Source organism: Tyzzerella sp. An114, assembly GCF_002161055.1.
Classification (GTDB): domain Bacteria; phylum Bacillota; class Clostridia; order Lachnospirales; family Anaerotignaceae; genus Fimicola; species Fimicola cottocaccae.
Window position 1 is genome coordinate 89,255 of sequence record NZ_NFLT01000004.1, and the last position, 16,969, is coordinate 106,223.

Below are 16,969 nucleotides of genomic sequence, written 5' to 3' on the forward strand. Positions count from 1 at the left end.
ATGGATGAAAATATACTTGCAGCGGCAAGCTGGGAAAAGCAGAAATTTTATTTTTCAAGTGAATATGACGCTATTCCCCAGTCTATAAAACAAGATATACAGATAATGTGTGTTACAATGGCAGAAAAACTTTGTTGTACATTTATAATGCGTTTTGATGAAGATGGAAATGTATATTTTGAGACTGTAAGAGGTGAAGATGACTTTGATTTTGATGAGATAGGAGCAGAACTTGAAATAAAAAAAATACAAAGAAAAGATAAAGAACTTTTAAATGCCCTTCGTCTTTGGTATCTTATATACAAAACAGATAAAGGCGAGTCTGTCAGAGAAGAATTACTGAGAAATGAATAAAAATTTTTTGAGTGCAGAATACAAAATCTGTACTCTTTTTTTAACAAAATTTTATGGTTAAATTTTTCACGTAAAATTTAAAAAAAATATTGTAATATGAGTATTTATTGATATAATGTATTAAGAATTAGGATATATTAAGCGACAGAGTAATTTTTTTATTCTGCCGTTTTTTTAAAAAAGGAAGTGTTATATTTGATTCTTGTTATAGATATAGGAAACACAAATTCTGTACTTGGAGTTTATGAGGGTGAAAAACTTATTGCTAGATGGAGAATGACAACTACAAATACAAGAACTGCTGATGAGACAGGACAGTTTATACATTCTCTTTTTGATTATTCAGATGTTTCAGCAGACAGTATAGATAATATTATAATATCATCTGTTGTTCCTGATATAATGTATTCAATAACTCAAGGTATACGCAGATATTTTAATATAGAACCTATGATAGTAAACCCTTCGATGGAAACTGGTATAAAACTTAATATGGACAATCCAAGGGAAATGGGAGCTGATAGAATAGTAAATCTTGTGGCAGCAAATGAAATATATAAAGGTCCTGTTCTTGTAATAGATTACAGTACAGCCACAACTTTTGATGTTATAGATGAAGAAGGAAATTTTATAACAGGTATAACAGCTCCTGGAATACAGGTTTGTGCTGATGCTCTTTATGAGAGAGCTGCTCAGCTTCCTAAAATAGCCATAGAAAAACCTAAGTCTGTAATAACAAAAAATACAGTAGGTTGCATACAAGCTGGTCTTGTTTTTGGTCATATAGGTGAGACTGTATATATTGTAAATAAGATAAAAGAAGAACTTAATATGCCTAATTTAAAGGTTGTTGCAACAGGAGGTTTGGCAAGGGTTATTGACCCTGATGGCAGTATTTTCGATGTTTTAGACCCATATCTCACATTAAAAGGTCTTAGAATACTTTATGAAAAAAATATCGGAAATAAATCTGAAATCTGAGGAGTGTAATAAAAAATGCTTTTGGTTGTAGATGTGGGAAATACAAACACTGTTTTAGGTGTTTATGATAATGATAAACTTATAAAAAGTTGGAGAATAACAACAGGAAACAATAGAACATCTGATGAAACAGGAATACTTATACATTCTCTTTTTGATAATTCTGATGTTCCGGCAGATAGTGTTAAAGCTGTTATAATATCATCGGTTGTGCCTAATATTATGTATTCTCTCACTCAGGGAATAAGAAAATATTTTCATATAGAGCCTATGATAGTAGGGGCAGGTATGAAAACAGGAATAAAAATAAAACAGGATAACCCTAAAGAGGTTGGGGCTGATAGAATAGTAAATCTTGTAGCCGTTAAAGAGCTTTATGGAGGACCTGCCATAGTAATTGACTATGGAACAGCAAATACATTTGATGTTTTAGGAAGAGACAGTGAGTTTTTAACTGGTTTTATATCACCGGGAATACAAATTTGTGCTGATGCTCTTTATAGAAAAGCTGCAAAACTTCCTAGAGTTGAGATAGCAAAGCCAGATTCTATAATAACAAAAAATACTGTTGGCAGTATACAAGCTGGTCTTGTTTTAGGTCATATAGGTCAAAGTATATACATAATTGATGAACTTAAAAAACAGCTTAATTTAGAAGATGCAAAAGTTATTGCAACAGGAGGATTAGCAAAAGTTATTGACCCTGAAGGAGAAATATTTGACATATTAAATCCTGTTCTTACTCTTGAAGGTTTAAGAATACTTTATAATAAAAACAAAAAATGAAAAAATGTACCGCCGGAATTTTATTTCGGCGGTTTTTAAGTGATAATGGAAATGGAGAAAAAATATGAAAATAGGAAATGTAGAACTTAAAAATAATATATTCCTTGCACCTATGGCGGGAGTTACAGACCTTCCTTTCAGAATACTTTGTAAAGAAATGGGCTGTGGTCTTGTATATTCTGAAATGGTAAGTGCTAAAGGAATACTTTATGGAAGTAAAAACACTGAAAAACTTCTTGAAGTTGATGAAAAAGAAAGACCTGTGGCAGTACAGCTCTTTGGAAGTGACCCTGAAATATTGGGAGCTATGGCAAAAAAAATTGAAGATTACAATATAGATATAATTGATGTAAACATGGGTTGTCCTGCTCCTAAGATAGTGAAAAATGGTGAGGGAAGTGCTTTAACACTTAATCCGGAAAGAGTTGGAGAGATTGTCCATTCTCTTGTAAATTCTCAAAAGAAACCTGTAACAATAAAATTTAGAAAAGGTTTTGATGATGACCATATAAATGCGGTAGAGATAGCTAAAATAGCCGAAAAAGCAGGTGCAGCAGCTGTTGCAGTCCATGGAAGAACAAGAGAACAGTATTACAGCGGAAAGGCTGACTGGGATATTATAAAGGCTGTAAAAAATGCTGTTTCAATACCTGTAATAGGTAATGGTGACGTAAATACACCACAGGACGCAAAAAGAATGTTTGAATATACAGGTTGTGATGCCATAATGGTGGGTAGAGGTGCACAGGGAAATCCTTGGATATTTAAGAGAGTATTACACTATATGGAGACAGGAGAAATTTTACCAGAACCAACAGCTTTAGAGAAGGTTGAAAAAGCCCTTAGACACGCTCGTATGCTCATAGAGTATAAAGGTGAGTATATTGGTGTAAGAGAGATGAGAAAGCATATATCATGGTATATAAAAGGCTGTCCGGGAGCAGCAGAGCTTAGAGGCAAAATAAACATGGCGGAGACCTATGAGGAAATGGAAAAACTTCTCTATGATAAACTTTGTAGATAATAAATAATAATTGATTTAATATTTCATATACTTTTAAAAAACGGTTTTTTGGAGTGATTTTATGATAGCTGTTTTAATGTATATGAAAAATGAAGATAAAAATAAATTTGTGCCTTTTTATGATAAAGTTCCCTATAAATTGAGGGAATATATAATAAAAAAGCGTAAACCTTTTATAGGTGAAATAATAGAAAATTATGGAACAGAAATAATATATTGTGTTTTGCCCCTTATATATGGTGAAAAAAAGAGTAACTATGAAAGATGGTATAATACAGTATATAATGCCCTTGAAAAACTTGGAGAGATAGGTGTAACAGGGGCAGTTTTGCCGGAAGACGATGTTTTTTATAGTTCTGTACCTGTTTTGAGAGGTCGCACAGTAAATGCCATTATGACTTTTAAAATGGCTAAAAAAGCCCTTAAAATTAAAAATATAGATATGTCCAAAGCTGAATTTGTTGTTGTTGATGGCAACGATAAACTTACAATTACAGCTTTAAATTCTCTTATTGATAATGTAAATTATTTATCAGTTTTTACAGATAGAGAGTATTTTTTTGATGATATAAAAGAAAGAGCAGAGGCTGAAAGAGGACTTATAATAAATACATTTTCAAGTGCTAAAAATCAGATTTTTAAAGATGCTGATGTAATAGTAAATTGTAGCAGTGATATGGAAAACCATGATTATTATTATAAGAGAAATTCTATATACATAGATATTGTCAAAAATCATAGTAAATCAATTAGAATAGCATCAAAAAGAGACGATATGATGTTTATTGACGGTTTAAGTCTTAAAACTAAAAATGGTATTTTAAAATCACAACTTTATGAAGGACTTAAAATTGAAAATAGTGATATTTTTAAAAATTATATTGAAAATTATGATAATTTTTATGAAGTTATAGAAGAATTTAATGATGAAAATATTTCTTTGTCATCACTGTATTTTATGGATAAATATATACTGTAAAGTTATGTAAAAAATTAATGAAAGTGTGATTTTACAAGGCTTTTAGGCAGTTGGTATGTTGACAATGGTGCTAGTTTTGGGTATAATTCAATTTAATGTTTTTAATGAAGTCATAGAGAAAAAATTTCGCTGTGGCCTACATCAAATTAAATTTTTGGTGGTTTTAGTAAATATTATGAGGAGTGATTAAACGTGGCTGAAAAGAAAGTAGTTTTAACATATGACGGTCTTAAGAAAATGGAAGAAGAACTTGAAAACTTAAAGACTGTAAGAAGAAAAGAAGTTGCGGAAAAAATAAAAGAAGCTAGAGGACAGGGTGACCTTTCAGAAAATGCCGAGTATGACGCTGCAAAAGAGGAACAGGCAGAAATAGAGGCTCGTATTGTTGTTCTTGAAAAAATGCTCAGAAATGCAGAAGTTATTGATGATGATGAGCTTTCAAACGATGTTATAACAGTAGGAAGCCGTGTAAAACTCTATGATATAGAATTTGATGAAGAAGTTGAATATTCAATAGTTGGTTCTGCTGAGGCTGACCCTATGGAAGGAAGAATTTCAAATGAATCACCTGTTGGCTTAGGTCTTTTAGGACATAAAGTAGGAGAAAAAATTTCAATAGAAGCTCCTTCTGGAATAGTTGAGTTCAAAGTTCTTGAAATTAAAAAGAACTAATAATATTACTGTTTTTTAGAAATTGGTTAGGAGGAAAAAGAAGTGTCACAGAATAATGATACAAAAGAAGAAATTCAGATGACTCAAGAAGAAGTAAACGAGCTTATAAAAATAAGACGTGAAAAACTTGAAAAACTTCAGGCAGAGGGAAAAGACCCTTTCCAGATTGTAAAATATGATGTAACAAAACATAGTGATGAAATAAGAGCAAATTTTGAAGAACTTGAAGGTAAAGAAGTATCTATTGCCGGAAGACTTATGTCAAAAAGAATTATGGGTAAGGCTTCATTCTGCAATATTCAGGATAGAAACGGAAATATGCAGAGCTATGTAAGTAGAAATGATATTGGCGATGAAAATTATGCTGATTTCAAAAAATATGATATCGGTGACATCGTTGGTATAAAAGGAACTGTATTCAAAACAAAAACAGGTGAAATTTCAGTTCATGCAACAGAAGTTACACTTCTTTCAAAGAGCCTTCAGATTTTACCTGAAAAATATCATGGACTTAAAGACCAGGAAATTCGTTATCGTCAGAGATATACAGACCTTATTGTAAATCCTGAAGTTAAAGATACATTCCTTAAACGTTCAGCTATAATAAAAGAAATAAGAAAATTCCTTGATGACAGAGGTTTCCTTGAAGTTGAAACACCTGTACTCCAAACAATACCTGGTGGTGCAGCTGCTAGACCTTTCATAACACATCACAATACTCTTGATATTGATATGTACTTAAGAATTGCTCTTGAGCTTCCATTAAAGAGACTTATTGTTGGTGGATTTGAGAGAGTATACGAAATTGGTCGTGTATTCAGAAACGAAGGTATGTCAATAAGACATAACCCAGAGTTTACAGAGATAGAGCTTTATCAGGCATACACAGATTACAAAGGTATGATGGAGCTTACAGAAAGTCTCTTTAAAACAGTAGCACAGAATGTTTTAGGTAAAACAACTGTAAACTATGGCGGACATGAAATTGACCTTGGAAAAGACTTTGAAAGACTTACAATGGTTGACGCTGTAAAGAAATTTGCCGGTGTTGACTTTGATGAAATACCTGATACAGAAGCAGCAAAGAAAATTGCTGATGAAAGACACGTTGAGTATGAAAAACATCATACAAAAGGTGATATATTAAATCTTTTCTTTGAGGAGTTTGTAGAAGAAAATCTTATACAGCCTACATTCATTATGGATTACCCTGTTGAGATTTCACCTCTTACAAAGAGAAAACCAGATAAACCAGAATTTACAGAGCGTTTTGAGCTTTTCATAGTAGGTCGTGAATATGGAAATGCATATTCAGAGCTTAATGACCCTATTGACCAGAGAAAACGTTTTGAACATCAGGAGGAACTTAGAGCAGCTGGAGACGATGAAGCTAATATGATTGATGAAGACTTTATGACAGCTCTTGAATATGGTATGCCTCCAACAGGTGGTCTTGGAATTGGTGTAGATAGAATGGTAATGCTTCTTACTGAGTCAGTATCAATAAGAGACGTTCTTCTTTTCCCAACAATGAAACCTTTACAGTAATATAAAAAATTAAGGCAGTTTTTTAAAAAACTGCCTTTTTTTATTATGGATAATAAGGATTTGGTTTGAATATAAGTGCTATTATATCAATAATAACTCCTATCCCCAAAAGTCCTCCTGTACATATATATAATATTCCCATAAGTATTTTTTCTTCATAAAATTTGTGTATTCCAAAAACACCTAAAAATATACATAGAAAAAGTGATACCCATTTACTTTTTGGACTTGGATAACTCATAATAATACACTCCCTTCTAAAAAATAATACGTATAAAAACAAAATATTGTTTTTTATTATAATATAATTATATAATTAAACGTATATTAAATAAATTAATTTGTTTATGTTAATTTTAAATATTAATCAGGAGTGTGAATTTATGAAAAAAATATTTGTGTTAATTATTTCTATTATAGCTATTTTATCAGGCTGTGGAAATTCATCAAAAGATGAATGGAATTCAGGTGTTGAAACATCAGGAACAGAGAGAAACTCAATTACTACAATGAGGGCAAATAATAAAGAATATACTCTTTCTTTTAATCTTCCTGAAGATATTTCACAGTACATAGATTTTAAAATAGAGCCTATTGAAGGAACAGTAGTTGGTGGAACAATGACTACAATAAATTTTGAGAAAGATGATAAAACTGCTGTGTTAGGAACATTTAAACTTTATAATACAGGTGATTATGATAATATAAAATCACAGGAAGAAAGTGTTGATAATGTAGTTATAAGAAATGAAGAAGAAGGTATGAATGTTGTTTTAACATATAAGGCTATGGATAGTATACCTTTTGATGAAGGCACAGAAGAATATAAACTTATAGAGAATTACTCTCTTGCAATAGGAGATATTTTATCAAGTGTAATACTTGAATAATTTTAATACAATCTAAAAAAACAGCTCTGGATAAAAATCTAGAGCTGTTTTGCCTTTTTTTGTAATAAAAACTTAATAAATTTAATAGTAAATTTTTAATTTAAAGGTTGTTTTTATGATATAATTATTATAGTTAACGAAAAATTTGTTAAAAAATAGGCAAACTTTAAAATTATTATACATAATATTATTTATGCATATATATTTATAAGCGATATATAAAATTAAAAAACACAAATTTTTATTTATAAAATATTTAATATAGATGGGGTATGAGATATATGGATTATATAAGTGATGCACTAAACAGCATAGGGAACATGACTATAAACACTTCCCTAACAATAGGTATTATAGATATTCTTGATATAGCTATAGTTGCTTATCTTATTTACAAAATAATATTCTGGATAAAGGAAACAAGGGCATGGACTCTGTTAAAGGGTATACTTGTAATATTTGTATTTTATATATTTGCCTCTATCCTTAAACTTAACACTATAACATGGATACTTACTAATACAATATCCGTAGGAATAATAGCTATTATAGTTGTTTTCCAGCCAGAACTTAGAAGAGCATTAGAGCAGCTTGGAAAAGGTAAAATGTTTGAGCTTTTTATGAAAGATGAAAATAAAGATGATGAAAAAGCCAATGCAAAAACAATTGATGAGATACTTAAAGCTGCCGATAAAATGGGAGCTGTAAAGACAGGAGCTCTTATACTTATAGAAAAAACTGTACCTCTTGGAGAGCTTGAAAGAACAGGAATACCTATTGATGCTATTGTAACAAGTCAGCTTCTCATAAATATATTTGAAAAAGATACCCCACTTCATGATGGAGCTGTAATAATACGAAACAATAGAGTTGCCGCAGCAACTTGTTTTCTTCCTCTTACAGAGAGTAATGATATAAGTATGGAACTTGGAACGAGACACAGAGCGGCAATCGGTGCCAGTGAGGTTTCTGATGCCTATGTAATAGTAGTATCTGAGGAAACGGGTTATATATCTATGGCAAAAGACGGAGTTCTTTACAGAAATGTTAGTATAGAAACACTTAGAGGAATGCTCTCTACTCAAAGTGGAAAACAATCCATAAAGAAAAAATTAGTTTTGTGGAAGGGAAGACAGTCAGATGAATAAAATAAAAGAGATGATAATGAAAGACATAGGCTGGAAACTTCTTTCCGTGTGTATTGCAGTTGGTCTCTGGTTTATGGTAATAAATATAGAAAATCCCATAGAAAACAGAAATTATACAACTCAGATAAAGTTTGAAAATGAAGAGGCTCTTGCAGAACAAGGACTTGTAATAACAAACCTTGAAGAACTTAAGGACACAAATGTTACAATAAAAGTAAGAGGAGAGAGAATGGCTCTTGATAGACTTTCTCAATATAGAAACTATATACAGGCTACTGTTGACCTTAAAAAAGCCACAGCAAGTGCAGGAAATGGAGAATATGTTTCACTTTATATAGAGGTAAAACTTCCAAGTAATGCAGGAGATGGCTTTGAGATAATGTCAAAGGACCCAGCTTTTGTTCCTGTAAAAGTTGAAAATCTTGTTTCTGTTGAAAGAAATGTTGAGGCTGTTGTAAATGGTCAAGCAGGAAGTGGATATGTTGTTTCAAAACCTGTTGTTACACCTGAAACAGTAAAAATATCTGGTGCAGAGTCGGCAGTAAACATGGTTAATTCTGTAGAAGCTGCTGTTACAATAGATAGTCCAGATAAAGATGTTACAGTTAATGCAGACCTTGTAGCTTATGATAAAGATGGAAATGTTGTTTCTGGAATAACTTTTAGTCAAAATCAAGTTAAAGTAAAAGTTGGAATAAGTAAGAGTAAAAGAGTTCTTGTAAAGGCTACAATACAAGGAACTCCGGCAGAAGGTTATACTGTTGAAAACATATCTTGTGACCCACAATATATTGATATTACAGGCACAGACAGTGTTTTACAGGAGATAAGTGAAATAACACTTCCTGTTGTCAATGTAAATGGAAGAACTGCAAATGTTGAAACTGTATATGATATAGATGATATTTTACCTGAGAATGTTAAACCTAAAGATGGTGTAGAATCTGAAATCAAAGTTACAGTTTCTATAAGTACAGAGACAACAAAAGAGCTTATAATAGACTTTTCTAAAATAAATATTGAAGGAAAACCAGCAGAAGGACTTCAAGCTTCCTTTGTACCTGAAAATGTTCATCTTACAATTAAAGGTTCAAAGAATGCTATTGATAGTGTAAATGAAAGTGAAATCACAGGAACAGTAAATGTTGATAACCTTACAGAAGGAACTCACGTGGTTGAGGTTGAATTTAACCTGCCAGATGGTGTTTCTATTGTAGGTGGAGCATATAATGCTGAAGTTTCTGTTTTTGGAAATTCTAATAATACAACCGAAAATAATACAGAAATTCCAGAAAATACAGAAAATACAGAAACCGAAAATTAATTTTAACAAGGTGCAGAGAAAAACATAATATACAGTTGGAAAATGTGTTAAATGCTGTAATATTAGGTTTTACTGCACCTTTTAATATTTACTTTTATAATAGTGTAATGGTATAATAACGAAAGCAGTTTTAATTAGGGGAAAAAGAGTATTTTGAATAAATATATGAGTATTTCGGAAGGGAGAAATAATAAATGGGAAAACTTTTTGGAACTGATGGAGTAAGAGGTGTTGCAAATACAGAGCTCACAGGTGAGCTTGCATATAATTTAGGTAGAGCAGGAGCGTATGTACTTACAAAGGAAACTGCTCATGCACCAAAAATACTTGTTGGTATGGATACAAGAATTTCAGGAGATATGCTTGAATCTGCTCTTGTAGCTGGTATATGTTCTGTTGGAGCTCATGCTATAATAGCTGGAATTGTGCCAACACCTGCTGTTGCATATCTTGTAAGAAAATATAAACTTGACGCTGGTGTTGTAATATCAGCTTCACATAATCCTGTTGAATATAATGGTATTAAATTTTTCAATAATGAAGGATATAAACTCAGAGATGAGCTTGAAAATGAAATAGAAGACCTTCTTCTTAAAATGGAAGAAATTCCAGTACCTGTTGGAAAAGATGTAGGAACAAAATCAATAGCTGAAGATGCTCTTGATGATTATATAGATTTTCTTACAACTACAACAAACACAAAATTTAATGGAATAAAAGTTGCTATTGACTGTGCTAATGGTGCATCATATAAAGCTGCTCCAATAGCTCTTTTAAATCTTGGTGCATCTGTATCAATAATTCATAATGAGCCAGACGGAACAAATATAAATAAAAACTGCGGCTCAACACATATGGAAGATATATGTGAATTTGTTGTTGAAAATGGCTGTGATATAGGTTTTGCTTTTGATGGTGATGCAGATAGATGTCTTGCTGTTGATGAAAAAGGAAATCTTATTGATGGTGATAAAATTCTTGCAATATGTGGTTATAATATGAAGAAAAAAGGTGAACTTAAAAATGATGCCATTGTTGGTACAATAATGAGTAATCTTGGTCTCACAATAATGGGAAAAGAGCATGGAATAGATATTGAACAGGTTAATGTTGGAGATAGATATGTTCTTGAAAGAATGCTTGAAAAAGGATATAACCTTGGTGGAGAGCAGTCAGGACACGTTATATTCCTTGATTACAACACAACAGGAGACGGAATTACAACAGCTATACAGATGCTCACAGTTTTAAAAGAGTGTGGACTTAAAGCTTCTGAAATGGCTGAAATAATGGAGTCAATGCCACAGGTTCTTGTTAATGCAAAGGTAAATAATGCAAAGAAAAATGATTACATGGAAGTTGCTGAGATAAAAGAGCGTATTGATGAACTTACAGCAAAATTTGCTGGAGAAGGTCGTGTTCTCATACGTACATCAGGAACAGAGCCTCTTGTAAGAGTTATGATTGAAGGAAAAAATCTTGAGGTTATGAAAGCAGAAGCAGAAAGTCTTGCAGCACTTATAGAAGAAAAACTTCAGTAAATAAATGAGGGTATTTTAAAAACAGGGCTTTTTAAAATGCCCTCTTTATATTTTATAAATTTTTAAAATATAGGAGATGATTATTATGAGAATGCTTATAGAGCTTTATATAACATTTTTCAAAATGGGCTGTATTGCATTCGGCGGAGGATATGCCCTTTTGCCTATAATACAAAGAGAGATTGTGGAAAATAAGAAATGGGCAACAAATGAGGAAGTAATAGATTATTTTGCAGTAGGACAGTGTACACCGGGAGTAATAGCTGTAAATGTATCAACATTTATAGGTTATAAAAATAAAGGAATTATAGGAAGTTTAGTTTCAACTTTGGGATTTATATCACCTTCAATAGTTATTATAGCTGTTATAGCATCTTTTCTCAGTGAATTTTCACATCTTGCCATTGTAAACAATGCTTTTGCAGGAATAAGAGTGTGTGTCTGTGTTCTTATATTTAATGCTGTAATAAAAATAGGAAAAACGGGAGTTAAAGACAGTCCAACTCTTATAATATGTCTTATAGTATTTTTTATAGCTGTTGCAACAAATGTTTCACCTATCATTTCTGTAATTTGTTCAGCCTTTGCAGGAATAATTATAAAATCAATAAAAAAGGGGGAAGATAATAAATGAGTGAATTGATAACACTTTTTATAGAATTTTTTAAAACAGGTCTTTTCTCAATAGGTGGAGGAGCTGCCACAATACCTTTTTTATATAATATTTCTGACAAAACAGGTTGGTACACATACACTGATTTGGCAAATATGATTGCTGTTTCAGAGTCTACACCGGGAGCAATAGGTGTTAATATGTCAACATATGTAGGATTTATAACTCATGGTGTTATAGGTTGTCTTATATCAACATTTGCTCTTGTTTTGCCAAGTATAATAATAATAGATATTATTGCTGGAGTTTTGGAAAAATTCCAATCAAATTCTTATGTTAATAAGGCTTTTTATGGTCTTAGACCAGCTTCAACAGGTCTTATTGCAGCAGCTTGTTTTGAGATTGTTAAAATATCTCTTATAAATATAGAAGGATTGTTTTCCGGTGGAATTATGGAGTTTTTTAGATTTAAAGAGATAGTTTTAGCTGTTGTAATATTTATACTTATAAAGAAATTTAATAAACATCCCGTATTTTATATAGCATTTTCGGCAATAGTGGGAATTATATTCCAGTTTGCCGCTTAAATATTTTTTGAAAGGAAGATTTTATGGATAGCAGAATAGAAATTTTAGCAAAAAATATTGTCAATTATTCTTGTAGTGTAAAAAAAGGCGAAAATGTTCTTATAAATTGTAATGGAACAGCACCTATTCCCCTTGTAAAAGCTCTTGTAAAAGAGATATATAAAGTTGGAGCTAATCCTTTTGTTGAGATAAGAACAAACTCTGTTGAGAGAGAACTTTTAATGGGAATGACAAAGGAACAGGCTGAAATAGAAGCAAAATTTGCCTGTGAGAAAATGAAAGCCATGGACGCTTTTATAGGTGTGAGAGGAGAAGAAAACGGAGCAGAGCTTTATGATGTGCCTTCTGAAAAAATGGAGATATATAATAAATATTATCAACATCCAGTACACCATGAAATAAGAGTTCCTCACACAAAATGGGTTGTTTTAAGATACCCTTGTGGAAGTATGGCACAGTCTGCAAAAATGAGCCTTGAAGGTTTTGAAAATTATTATTTTGATGTATGTAATTTAGATTACAGCAAAATGTCAAAGGCTATGGATAGTCTTGTAAATATTATGAATAAAACTGATAAAGTAAGAATTACAGGAAAAAACACTGATATATCATTCTCAATAAAAGATATACCAGCTGTAAAATGTGCGGGAGAGTGTAATATACCTGACGGAGAAGTTTATACTGCACCTGTAAAAAATTCTATAAATGGCACTATAACATACAATACACCTTCTGAGTATGACGGTTTTACATTTGAAAACGTTAGTCTTACATTTGAAAATGGAAAGATAATAAAAGCTACTGCCAATGACACAGAGAGAGTAAATAAAGTTTTTGATACTGATGAAGGTGCAAGATATGTAGGAGAGTTTGCTATCGGTGTAAATCCATATATAACAAAACCTATGAACAATATTCTTTTTGATGAAAAGATTATGGGAAGTATACATTTTACACCGGGAAACTGTTATGAAGATGCACCAAACGGCAATAAATCAGCTATACATTGGGATTTAGTGTTCATACAGACTCCTGAGTATGGCGGAGGAGAAATATATTTTGATGATGTTTTAATAAGAAAAGACGGTATATTTGTTTTGCCAGAACTTCAATGTTTAAATCCTGAAAATTTAAAATAATTTAAAATAAGTTAAATATGCAAAGAAAAAAGGTATCCATAAAAGTCTTCAAAAACTTTCGGATACCTTACTTTTTAGTCTTCAAGCGTTTCGATATAATTAATCACTTCTTTAAGAACATTTTTTTCATTGGGTCCGTCAACACGCACAGTCACATCCATACCTTGCTCCAAGCCAAGGACTAGCACGTTCAAAATGCTCTTGGCGTTGGAAATAACATCATCCTGAACTAAATGAATTTTGCACTTAAATTTGTTGGTAAAGTGTGTGAACTGTGAAGCGGACCTTGCATGAAGACCAGTTGGATTTGAAATCCTTGCTACACCTTCCACCATAATATCTCGAAACCTCCTGTTTAACTATTATTTACCTATAAATATAGTATCATACAAGAATTGGATTTTCAATAATACACAATAATCAAAACATGAATTTTAACAGTTTATATATATAAATGCAAGAGCTTTTTATCATTTTGCATAAAAATTGTATTATTAATTCAAAATACAAATTATATTGATTTTTCCTTTAATTGCATTTTGTCACTAAAACATATATAATATTTTTCAGAAATCAAATCTTTTGGAGGGATTATTTTGGAAAAAGAAAAATTCTATATAACTACACCGATATATTATCCAAGTGATAAACTTCATATCGGTCATTCATACTGTACTGTTGCCACAGATACAATGGCAAGATATAAAAGACTTAGAGGTTTTGATGTAATGTTCCTCACAGGAAGTGACGAACACGGACAGAAAATTGAGCGTATTGCAGAGGCTCAGAATACAACACCTAAGGCTTATACAGATAAAATCGTTGCTACATTCAAAGATTTATGGCAGAAACTTGACATATCTTATGATAAATTTATCCGTACAACAGATGATTATCATGTAAAGGCTGTTCAGAAAATATTTAAGAGACTTTACGACCAGGGAGATATTTATAAAAGTGAATATGAAGGTTGGTACTGTACTCCTTGTGAAACATTTTTCACAGAACATCAGCTTGTAGACGGAAAATGTCCTGACTGTGGACGTGAAGTTGAGAAAGTAAAAGAGGAAAGTTATTTCTTTAGACTTTCAAAATATCAGGATAGAATTATTAAATATATGGAAGAAAATCCTGAATGGCTTCAGCCTGCAACACGTCAGAATGAAATGATAAATAATTTCTTAAAACCAGGTCTTGAAGACCTTGCAGTAAGTCGTACATCATTTACATGGGGTATTCCTGTTGAATTTGACCCAGGACACATTGTATATGTTTGGGTTGATGCCCTTTCAAACTATATCACAGCTATGGGATATGGTTCAGATGACGACTCATTATTTAAAAAATTCTGGCCCGCTGATGTTCACGTTGTAGGTAAAGAGATAGTTCGTTTCCATTCTATAATATGGCCTGCAATGCTTATGGCTCTTGACCTTCCACTTCCTAAAAAAATATTTGGTCATGGCTGGCTTGTAATTAACGGAAATAAAATGTCAAAATCTGTTGGAAACGTAGTAGACCCATTCGTTCTTGTTGAAAAATATGGTGTAGATGCTATACGTTATTTCCTTTTAAGAGAGATTGCCTTTGGACAGGACGGAAACTTCTCAAATGAGGCTCTTATACAGAGAATTAACTCAGACCTTGCTAACGACCTTGGAAACCTTGTTTCAAGAACAGCAGGTATGATTGAAAAATATTTTGGTGGAAAACTTCCAGCAGAACAGAAAGAAACAGAGTTTGACGCTGACCTTATAAATGTTGCAAAAGAAACAGCTGAAAAAGTTGAAGAAAAAATGGAAAAAATGCTCTTTAGTGATGCATTAAATGAAATTTGGACACTTATAAGAAGAACAAATAAATATATTGATGAAACACAGCCTTGGATACTTATAAAAGACGAGACAAAGAAAGATGTTCTTGCAAATGCTCTTTATAATGTAGCTGAAAGTATAAGAATAGTATCAATAATGATACAGCCATTTATGCCAAATACTCCAGCTCTTATATGGAAACAGATAGGTATTACAGAGGGTGAAATGACTGCATGGGATACAATTAAGACATGGGGTCTTTTAGACCGTCAGGTAGCCGTTTCTAAGGGCGAAGCAATATTCCCTAGAATTGACATTAAAAAAGAGCTTGCAGAGCTTGAGGAGGCTATGAAAGCGGCTCAGGCAGCTTCTGTTGCTAATCAGACAAAAGAGGCTTCTAAAGAAGATAAAAAAGAAGAGGAAAAAGAGGAAGAAAAAGTTCCTGAAATAACAATTGATGACTTCTTAAAAGTACAGCTTAAAGTTGGAGAAGTTATATCATCAGAAAAAGTTCAGAAATCCAAAAAACTTTTAAGAAATGTTGTAAAAGTTGGAGATGAAGAAAGAGTTATATTCTCAGGTATTTCTCAGTGGTATACACCAGAAGAAATGGTTGGTAAGAGAGTTATAATTGTTGCCAACCTTAAACCAAGAAAAATGATGGGAGAATACTCCTATGGTATGATACTTGCAGCAGAGGACAGTGACGGAAACCTCTCCCTTGCAACAGTAGACAAACCAGACTTTGAAAGCGGAGTCGAAATAGGCTAATATGTATTTTGAATCACACGCTCATTATGATGATGGACGTTTTGATAAGGATAGGGAGGAGATTTTAAATCTTCTCCCTTCCTGCGGTATAGACTATGTTATAAATGTAGGCTGTGACATGGAAAGCTCAAGAAAGAGTATTGAAATGGCTGAAAAGTATGACTATGTTTATGCAGCTGTTGGTGTTCATCCTCATGATGCTGAAAATATGAAAGAGTCTGACTTGGACGAACTCCGTCAAATGTCCAGTCATAAAAAAGTCGTTGCCATAGGAGAAATAGGTCTTGACTATTACTATGACAACTCACCAAGAGATGTTCAAAGATATTGGTTTAAACGTCAACTTGAACTTGTTAAGGAAGTTAATAAACCTGTAATAATTCACTCAAGAGAGGCTTCAAAAGAGACTTTTGACATAATAAAAGAAAGTGGAGTAAGAAAGGGTGTAATACATTGTTACTCAGGTAGTGCCCAGATGGCAAAAGATTACATTAATATGGGTTTTTATATTGGAATTGGAGGAGTTATAACTTTTTCTAATGCTAAAAAACTTGTCGAAGTTGCGGAGACTATACAATTAGAACAAATACTTATAGAAACAGATAGCCCTTATTTGTCACCTATTCCTAATAGAGGTAAAAGGAATGATTCCAGAAACTTACAATTCGTAGTGAAAAAACTAGCAAAAATTAAAGATTTAACACCTGAAAAAGTTGCAAATATTACAAAATTAAATGCAAAACAATTGTTTTTTAAATAAATTGTTGCGTAATTGTTACAGATGTGTTAATATAATTA

Annotated in this window: 18 protein-coding genes; 16 read left to right on the plus strand and 2 right to left on the minus strand. The window is 32.1% G+C overall.

Annotated elements, in window-relative coordinates; genetic code table 11:
• The 7 genes from B5E58_RS04960 to lysS all read left to right on the plus strand — a co-directional run bounded on the left by B5E58_RS04960 (nt 1) and on the right by lysS (nt 6,344).
• Nucleotides 1–354, plus strand: coding sequence for a DUF6145 family protein (locus tag B5E58_RS04960; protein WP_088108583.1), 354 nt, complete (start codon nt 1–3; stop codon nt 352–354).
• A 195-nt stretch (nt 355–549) separates the two neighbouring features.
• On the plus strand, nt 550–1,335 hold the full coding sequence (locus B5E58_RS04965; RefSeq protein ID WP_088108584.1) for a type III pantothenate kinase: 786 nt from the start codon (nt 550–552) through the stop codon (nt 1,333–1,335).
• Between the two features lie 15 nt (nt 1,336–1,350).
• Nucleotides 1,351–2,121 carry a type III pantothenate kinase gene (locus tag B5E58_RS04970; protein ID WP_088108585.1) on the plus strand — a complete coding sequence of 257 codons (771 nt, stop codon included), beginning with the start codon at nt 1,351–1,353 and terminating at the stop codon, nt 2,119–2,121.
• 64 nt (nt 2,122–2,185) lie between these two features.
• Nucleotides 2,186–3,145: a tRNA dihydrouridine synthase DusB gene (dusB, locus tag B5E58_RS04975; RefSeq protein ID WP_088108586.1), complete on the plus strand. Its 960-nt coding sequence runs from the start codon at nt 2,186–2,188 to the stop codon at nt 3,143–3,145.
• 61 nt (nt 3,146–3,206) lie between these two features.
• On the plus strand, nt 3,207–4,124 hold the full coding sequence (locus B5E58_RS04980) for a hypothetical protein (RefSeq protein ID WP_088108587.1): 918 nt from the start codon (nt 3,207–3,209) through the stop codon (nt 4,122–4,124).
• A 192-nt stretch (nt 4,125–4,316) separates the two neighbouring features.
• Nucleotides 4,317–4,796, plus strand: a complete 480-nt coding sequence (gene greA / locus B5E58_RS04985; protein ID WP_088108588.1) for a transcription elongation factor GreA — start codon at nt 4,317–4,319, stop codon at nt 4,794–4,796.
• A gap of 42 nt (nt 4,797–4,838) precedes the next feature.
• Entirely contained in the window at nt 4,839–6,344 is a 1,506-nt protein-coding gene (gene lysS, locus B5E58_RS04990; protein WP_443080039.1) for a lysine--tRNA ligase, read from the plus strand.
• A 43-nt stretch (nt 6,345–6,387) separates the two neighbouring features.
• Here the strand turns inward: lysS and B5E58_RS04995 are convergent, their stop codons facing one another.
• The gene (locus B5E58_RS04995; protein WP_088108589.1) at nt 6,388–6,585 is read right to left on the minus strand and encodes a TM2 domain-containing protein; all 198 of its coding nucleotides are present in this window, start codon (nt 6,583–6,585) and stop codon (nt 6,388–6,390) included.
• 142 nt (nt 6,586–6,727) lie between these two features.
• On the opposite strand from B5E58_RS04995, the gene B5E58_RS05000 reads away from it, so the two are divergent.
• The 7 genes from B5E58_RS05000 to B5E58_RS05030 all read left to right on the plus strand — a co-directional run bounded on the left by B5E58_RS05000 (nt 6,728) and on the right by B5E58_RS05030 (nt 13,586).
• On the plus strand, nt 6,728–7,234 hold the full coding sequence (locus tag B5E58_RS05000) for a hypothetical protein (protein WP_088108590.1): 507 nt from the start codon (nt 6,728–6,730) through the stop codon (nt 7,232–7,234).
• Between the two features lie 281 nt (nt 7,235–7,515).
• Nucleotides 7,516–8,382, plus strand: coding sequence for a diadenylate cyclase CdaA (cdaA, locus tag B5E58_RS05005; protein ID WP_088108591.1), 867 nt, complete (start codon nt 7,516–7,518; stop codon nt 8,380–8,382).
• Nucleotides 8,375–9,706, plus strand: coding sequence for a CdaR family protein (locus B5E58_RS05010; protein WP_088108592.1), 1,332 nt, complete (start codon nt 8,375–8,377; stop codon nt 9,704–9,706). Before cdaA ends, B5E58_RS05010 begins: the two co-directional genes overlap by 8 nt.
• A gap of 194 nt (nt 9,707–9,900) precedes the next feature.
• A complete protein-coding gene (glmM, locus tag B5E58_RS05015) occupies nt 9,901–11,247 on the plus strand; it encodes a phosphoglucosamine mutase (RefSeq protein ID WP_088108593.1) in 1,347 nt (448 codons plus the stop codon).
• An 85-nt stretch (nt 11,248–11,332) separates the two neighbouring features.
• A complete protein-coding gene (locus tag B5E58_RS05020; protein ID WP_088108594.1) occupies nt 11,333–11,881 on the plus strand; it encodes a chromate transporter in 549 nt (182 codons plus the stop codon).
• Nucleotides 11,878–12,447: a chromate transporter gene (locus tag B5E58_RS05025; RefSeq protein WP_088108595.1), complete on the plus strand. Its 570-nt coding sequence runs from the start codon at nt 11,878–11,880 to the stop codon at nt 12,445–12,447. Before B5E58_RS05020 ends, B5E58_RS05025 begins: the two co-directional genes overlap by 4 nt.
• A gap of 23 nt (nt 12,448–12,470) precedes the next feature.
• A complete protein-coding gene (locus B5E58_RS05030) occupies nt 12,471–13,586 on the plus strand; it encodes an aminopeptidase (RefSeq protein ID WP_088108596.1) in 1,116 nt (371 codons plus the stop codon).
• A gap of 74 nt (nt 13,587–13,660) precedes the next feature.
• On the opposite strand, the gene B5E58_RS05035 is transcribed toward B5E58_RS05030, so the two are convergent.
• The gene (locus tag B5E58_RS05035; RefSeq protein ID WP_088108597.1) at nt 13,661–13,921 is read right to left on the minus strand and encodes an HPr family phosphocarrier protein; all 261 of its coding nucleotides are present in this window, start codon (nt 13,919–13,921) and stop codon (nt 13,661–13,663) included.
• 261 nt (nt 13,922–14,182) lie between these two features.
• Here B5E58_RS05035 and metG point away from each other — a divergent pair, with 261 nt between their 5' ends.
• Together metG and B5E58_RS05045 are read left to right on the plus strand one after the other, a co-directional pair.
• Entirely contained in the window at nt 14,183–16,171 is a 1,989-nt protein-coding gene (metG, locus tag B5E58_RS05040) for a methionine--tRNA ligase (RefSeq protein WP_088108598.1), read from the plus strand.
• A 1-nt stretch (nt 16,172) separates the two neighbouring features.
• A complete protein-coding gene (locus B5E58_RS05045; RefSeq protein ID WP_088108599.1) occupies nt 16,173–16,931 on the plus strand; it encodes a TatD family hydrolase in 759 nt (252 codons plus the stop codon).
• Nucleotides 16,932–16,969: the final 38 nt, after the last annotated feature.

Coding starts and splice junctions, on each gene's coding strand:
- B5E58_RS04960 (WP_088108583.1), top strand. CDS start 1: ATGGATGAAAATATACTTGCAGCGGCAAGCTGGGAAAAGCAGAAATTT.
- B5E58_RS04970 (WP_088108585.1), top strand. CDS start 1,351: ATGCTTTTGGTTGTAGATGTGGGAAATACAAACACTGTTTTAGGTGTT.
- dusB (WP_088108586.1), top strand. CDS start 2,186: ATGAAAATAGGAAATGTAGAACTTAAAAATAATATATTCCTTGCACCT.
- B5E58_RS04980 (WP_088108587.1), top strand. CDS start 3,207: ATGATAGCTGTTTTAATGTATATGAAAAATGAAGATAAAAATAAATTT.
- B5E58_RS04995 (WP_088108589.1), bottom strand. CDS start 6,585: ATGAGTTATCCAAGTCCAAAAAGTAAATGGGTATCACTTTTTCTATGT.
- B5E58_RS05000 (WP_088108590.1), top strand. CDS start 6,728: ATGAAAAAAATATTTGTGTTAATTATTTCTATTATAGCTATTTTATCA.
- cdaA (WP_088108591.1), top strand. CDS start 7,516: ATGGATTATATAAGTGATGCACTAAACAGCATAGGGAACATGACTATA.
- B5E58_RS05010 (WP_088108592.1), top strand. CDS start 8,375: ATGAATAAAATAAAAGAGATGATAATGAAAGACATAGGCTGGAAACTT.
- glmM (WP_088108593.1), top strand. CDS start 9,901: ATGGGAAAACTTTTTGGAACTGATGGAGTAAGAGGTGTTGCAAATACA.
- B5E58_RS05020 (WP_088108594.1), top strand. CDS start 11,333: ATGAGAATGCTTATAGAGCTTTATATAACATTTTTCAAAATGGGCTGT.
- B5E58_RS05025 (WP_088108595.1), top strand. CDS start 11,878: ATGAGTGAATTGATAACACTTTTTATAGAATTTTTTAAAACAGGTCTT.
- B5E58_RS05030 (WP_088108596.1), top strand. CDS start 12,471: ATGGATAGCAGAATAGAAATTTTAGCAAAAAATATTGTCAATTATTCT.
- B5E58_RS05035 (WP_088108597.1), bottom strand. CDS start 13,921: ATGGTGGAAGGTGTAGCAAGGATTTCAAATCCAACTGGTCTTCATGCA.
- B5E58_RS05045 (WP_088108599.1), top strand. CDS start 16,173: ATGTATTTTGAATCACACGCTCATTATGATGATGGACGTTTTGATAAG.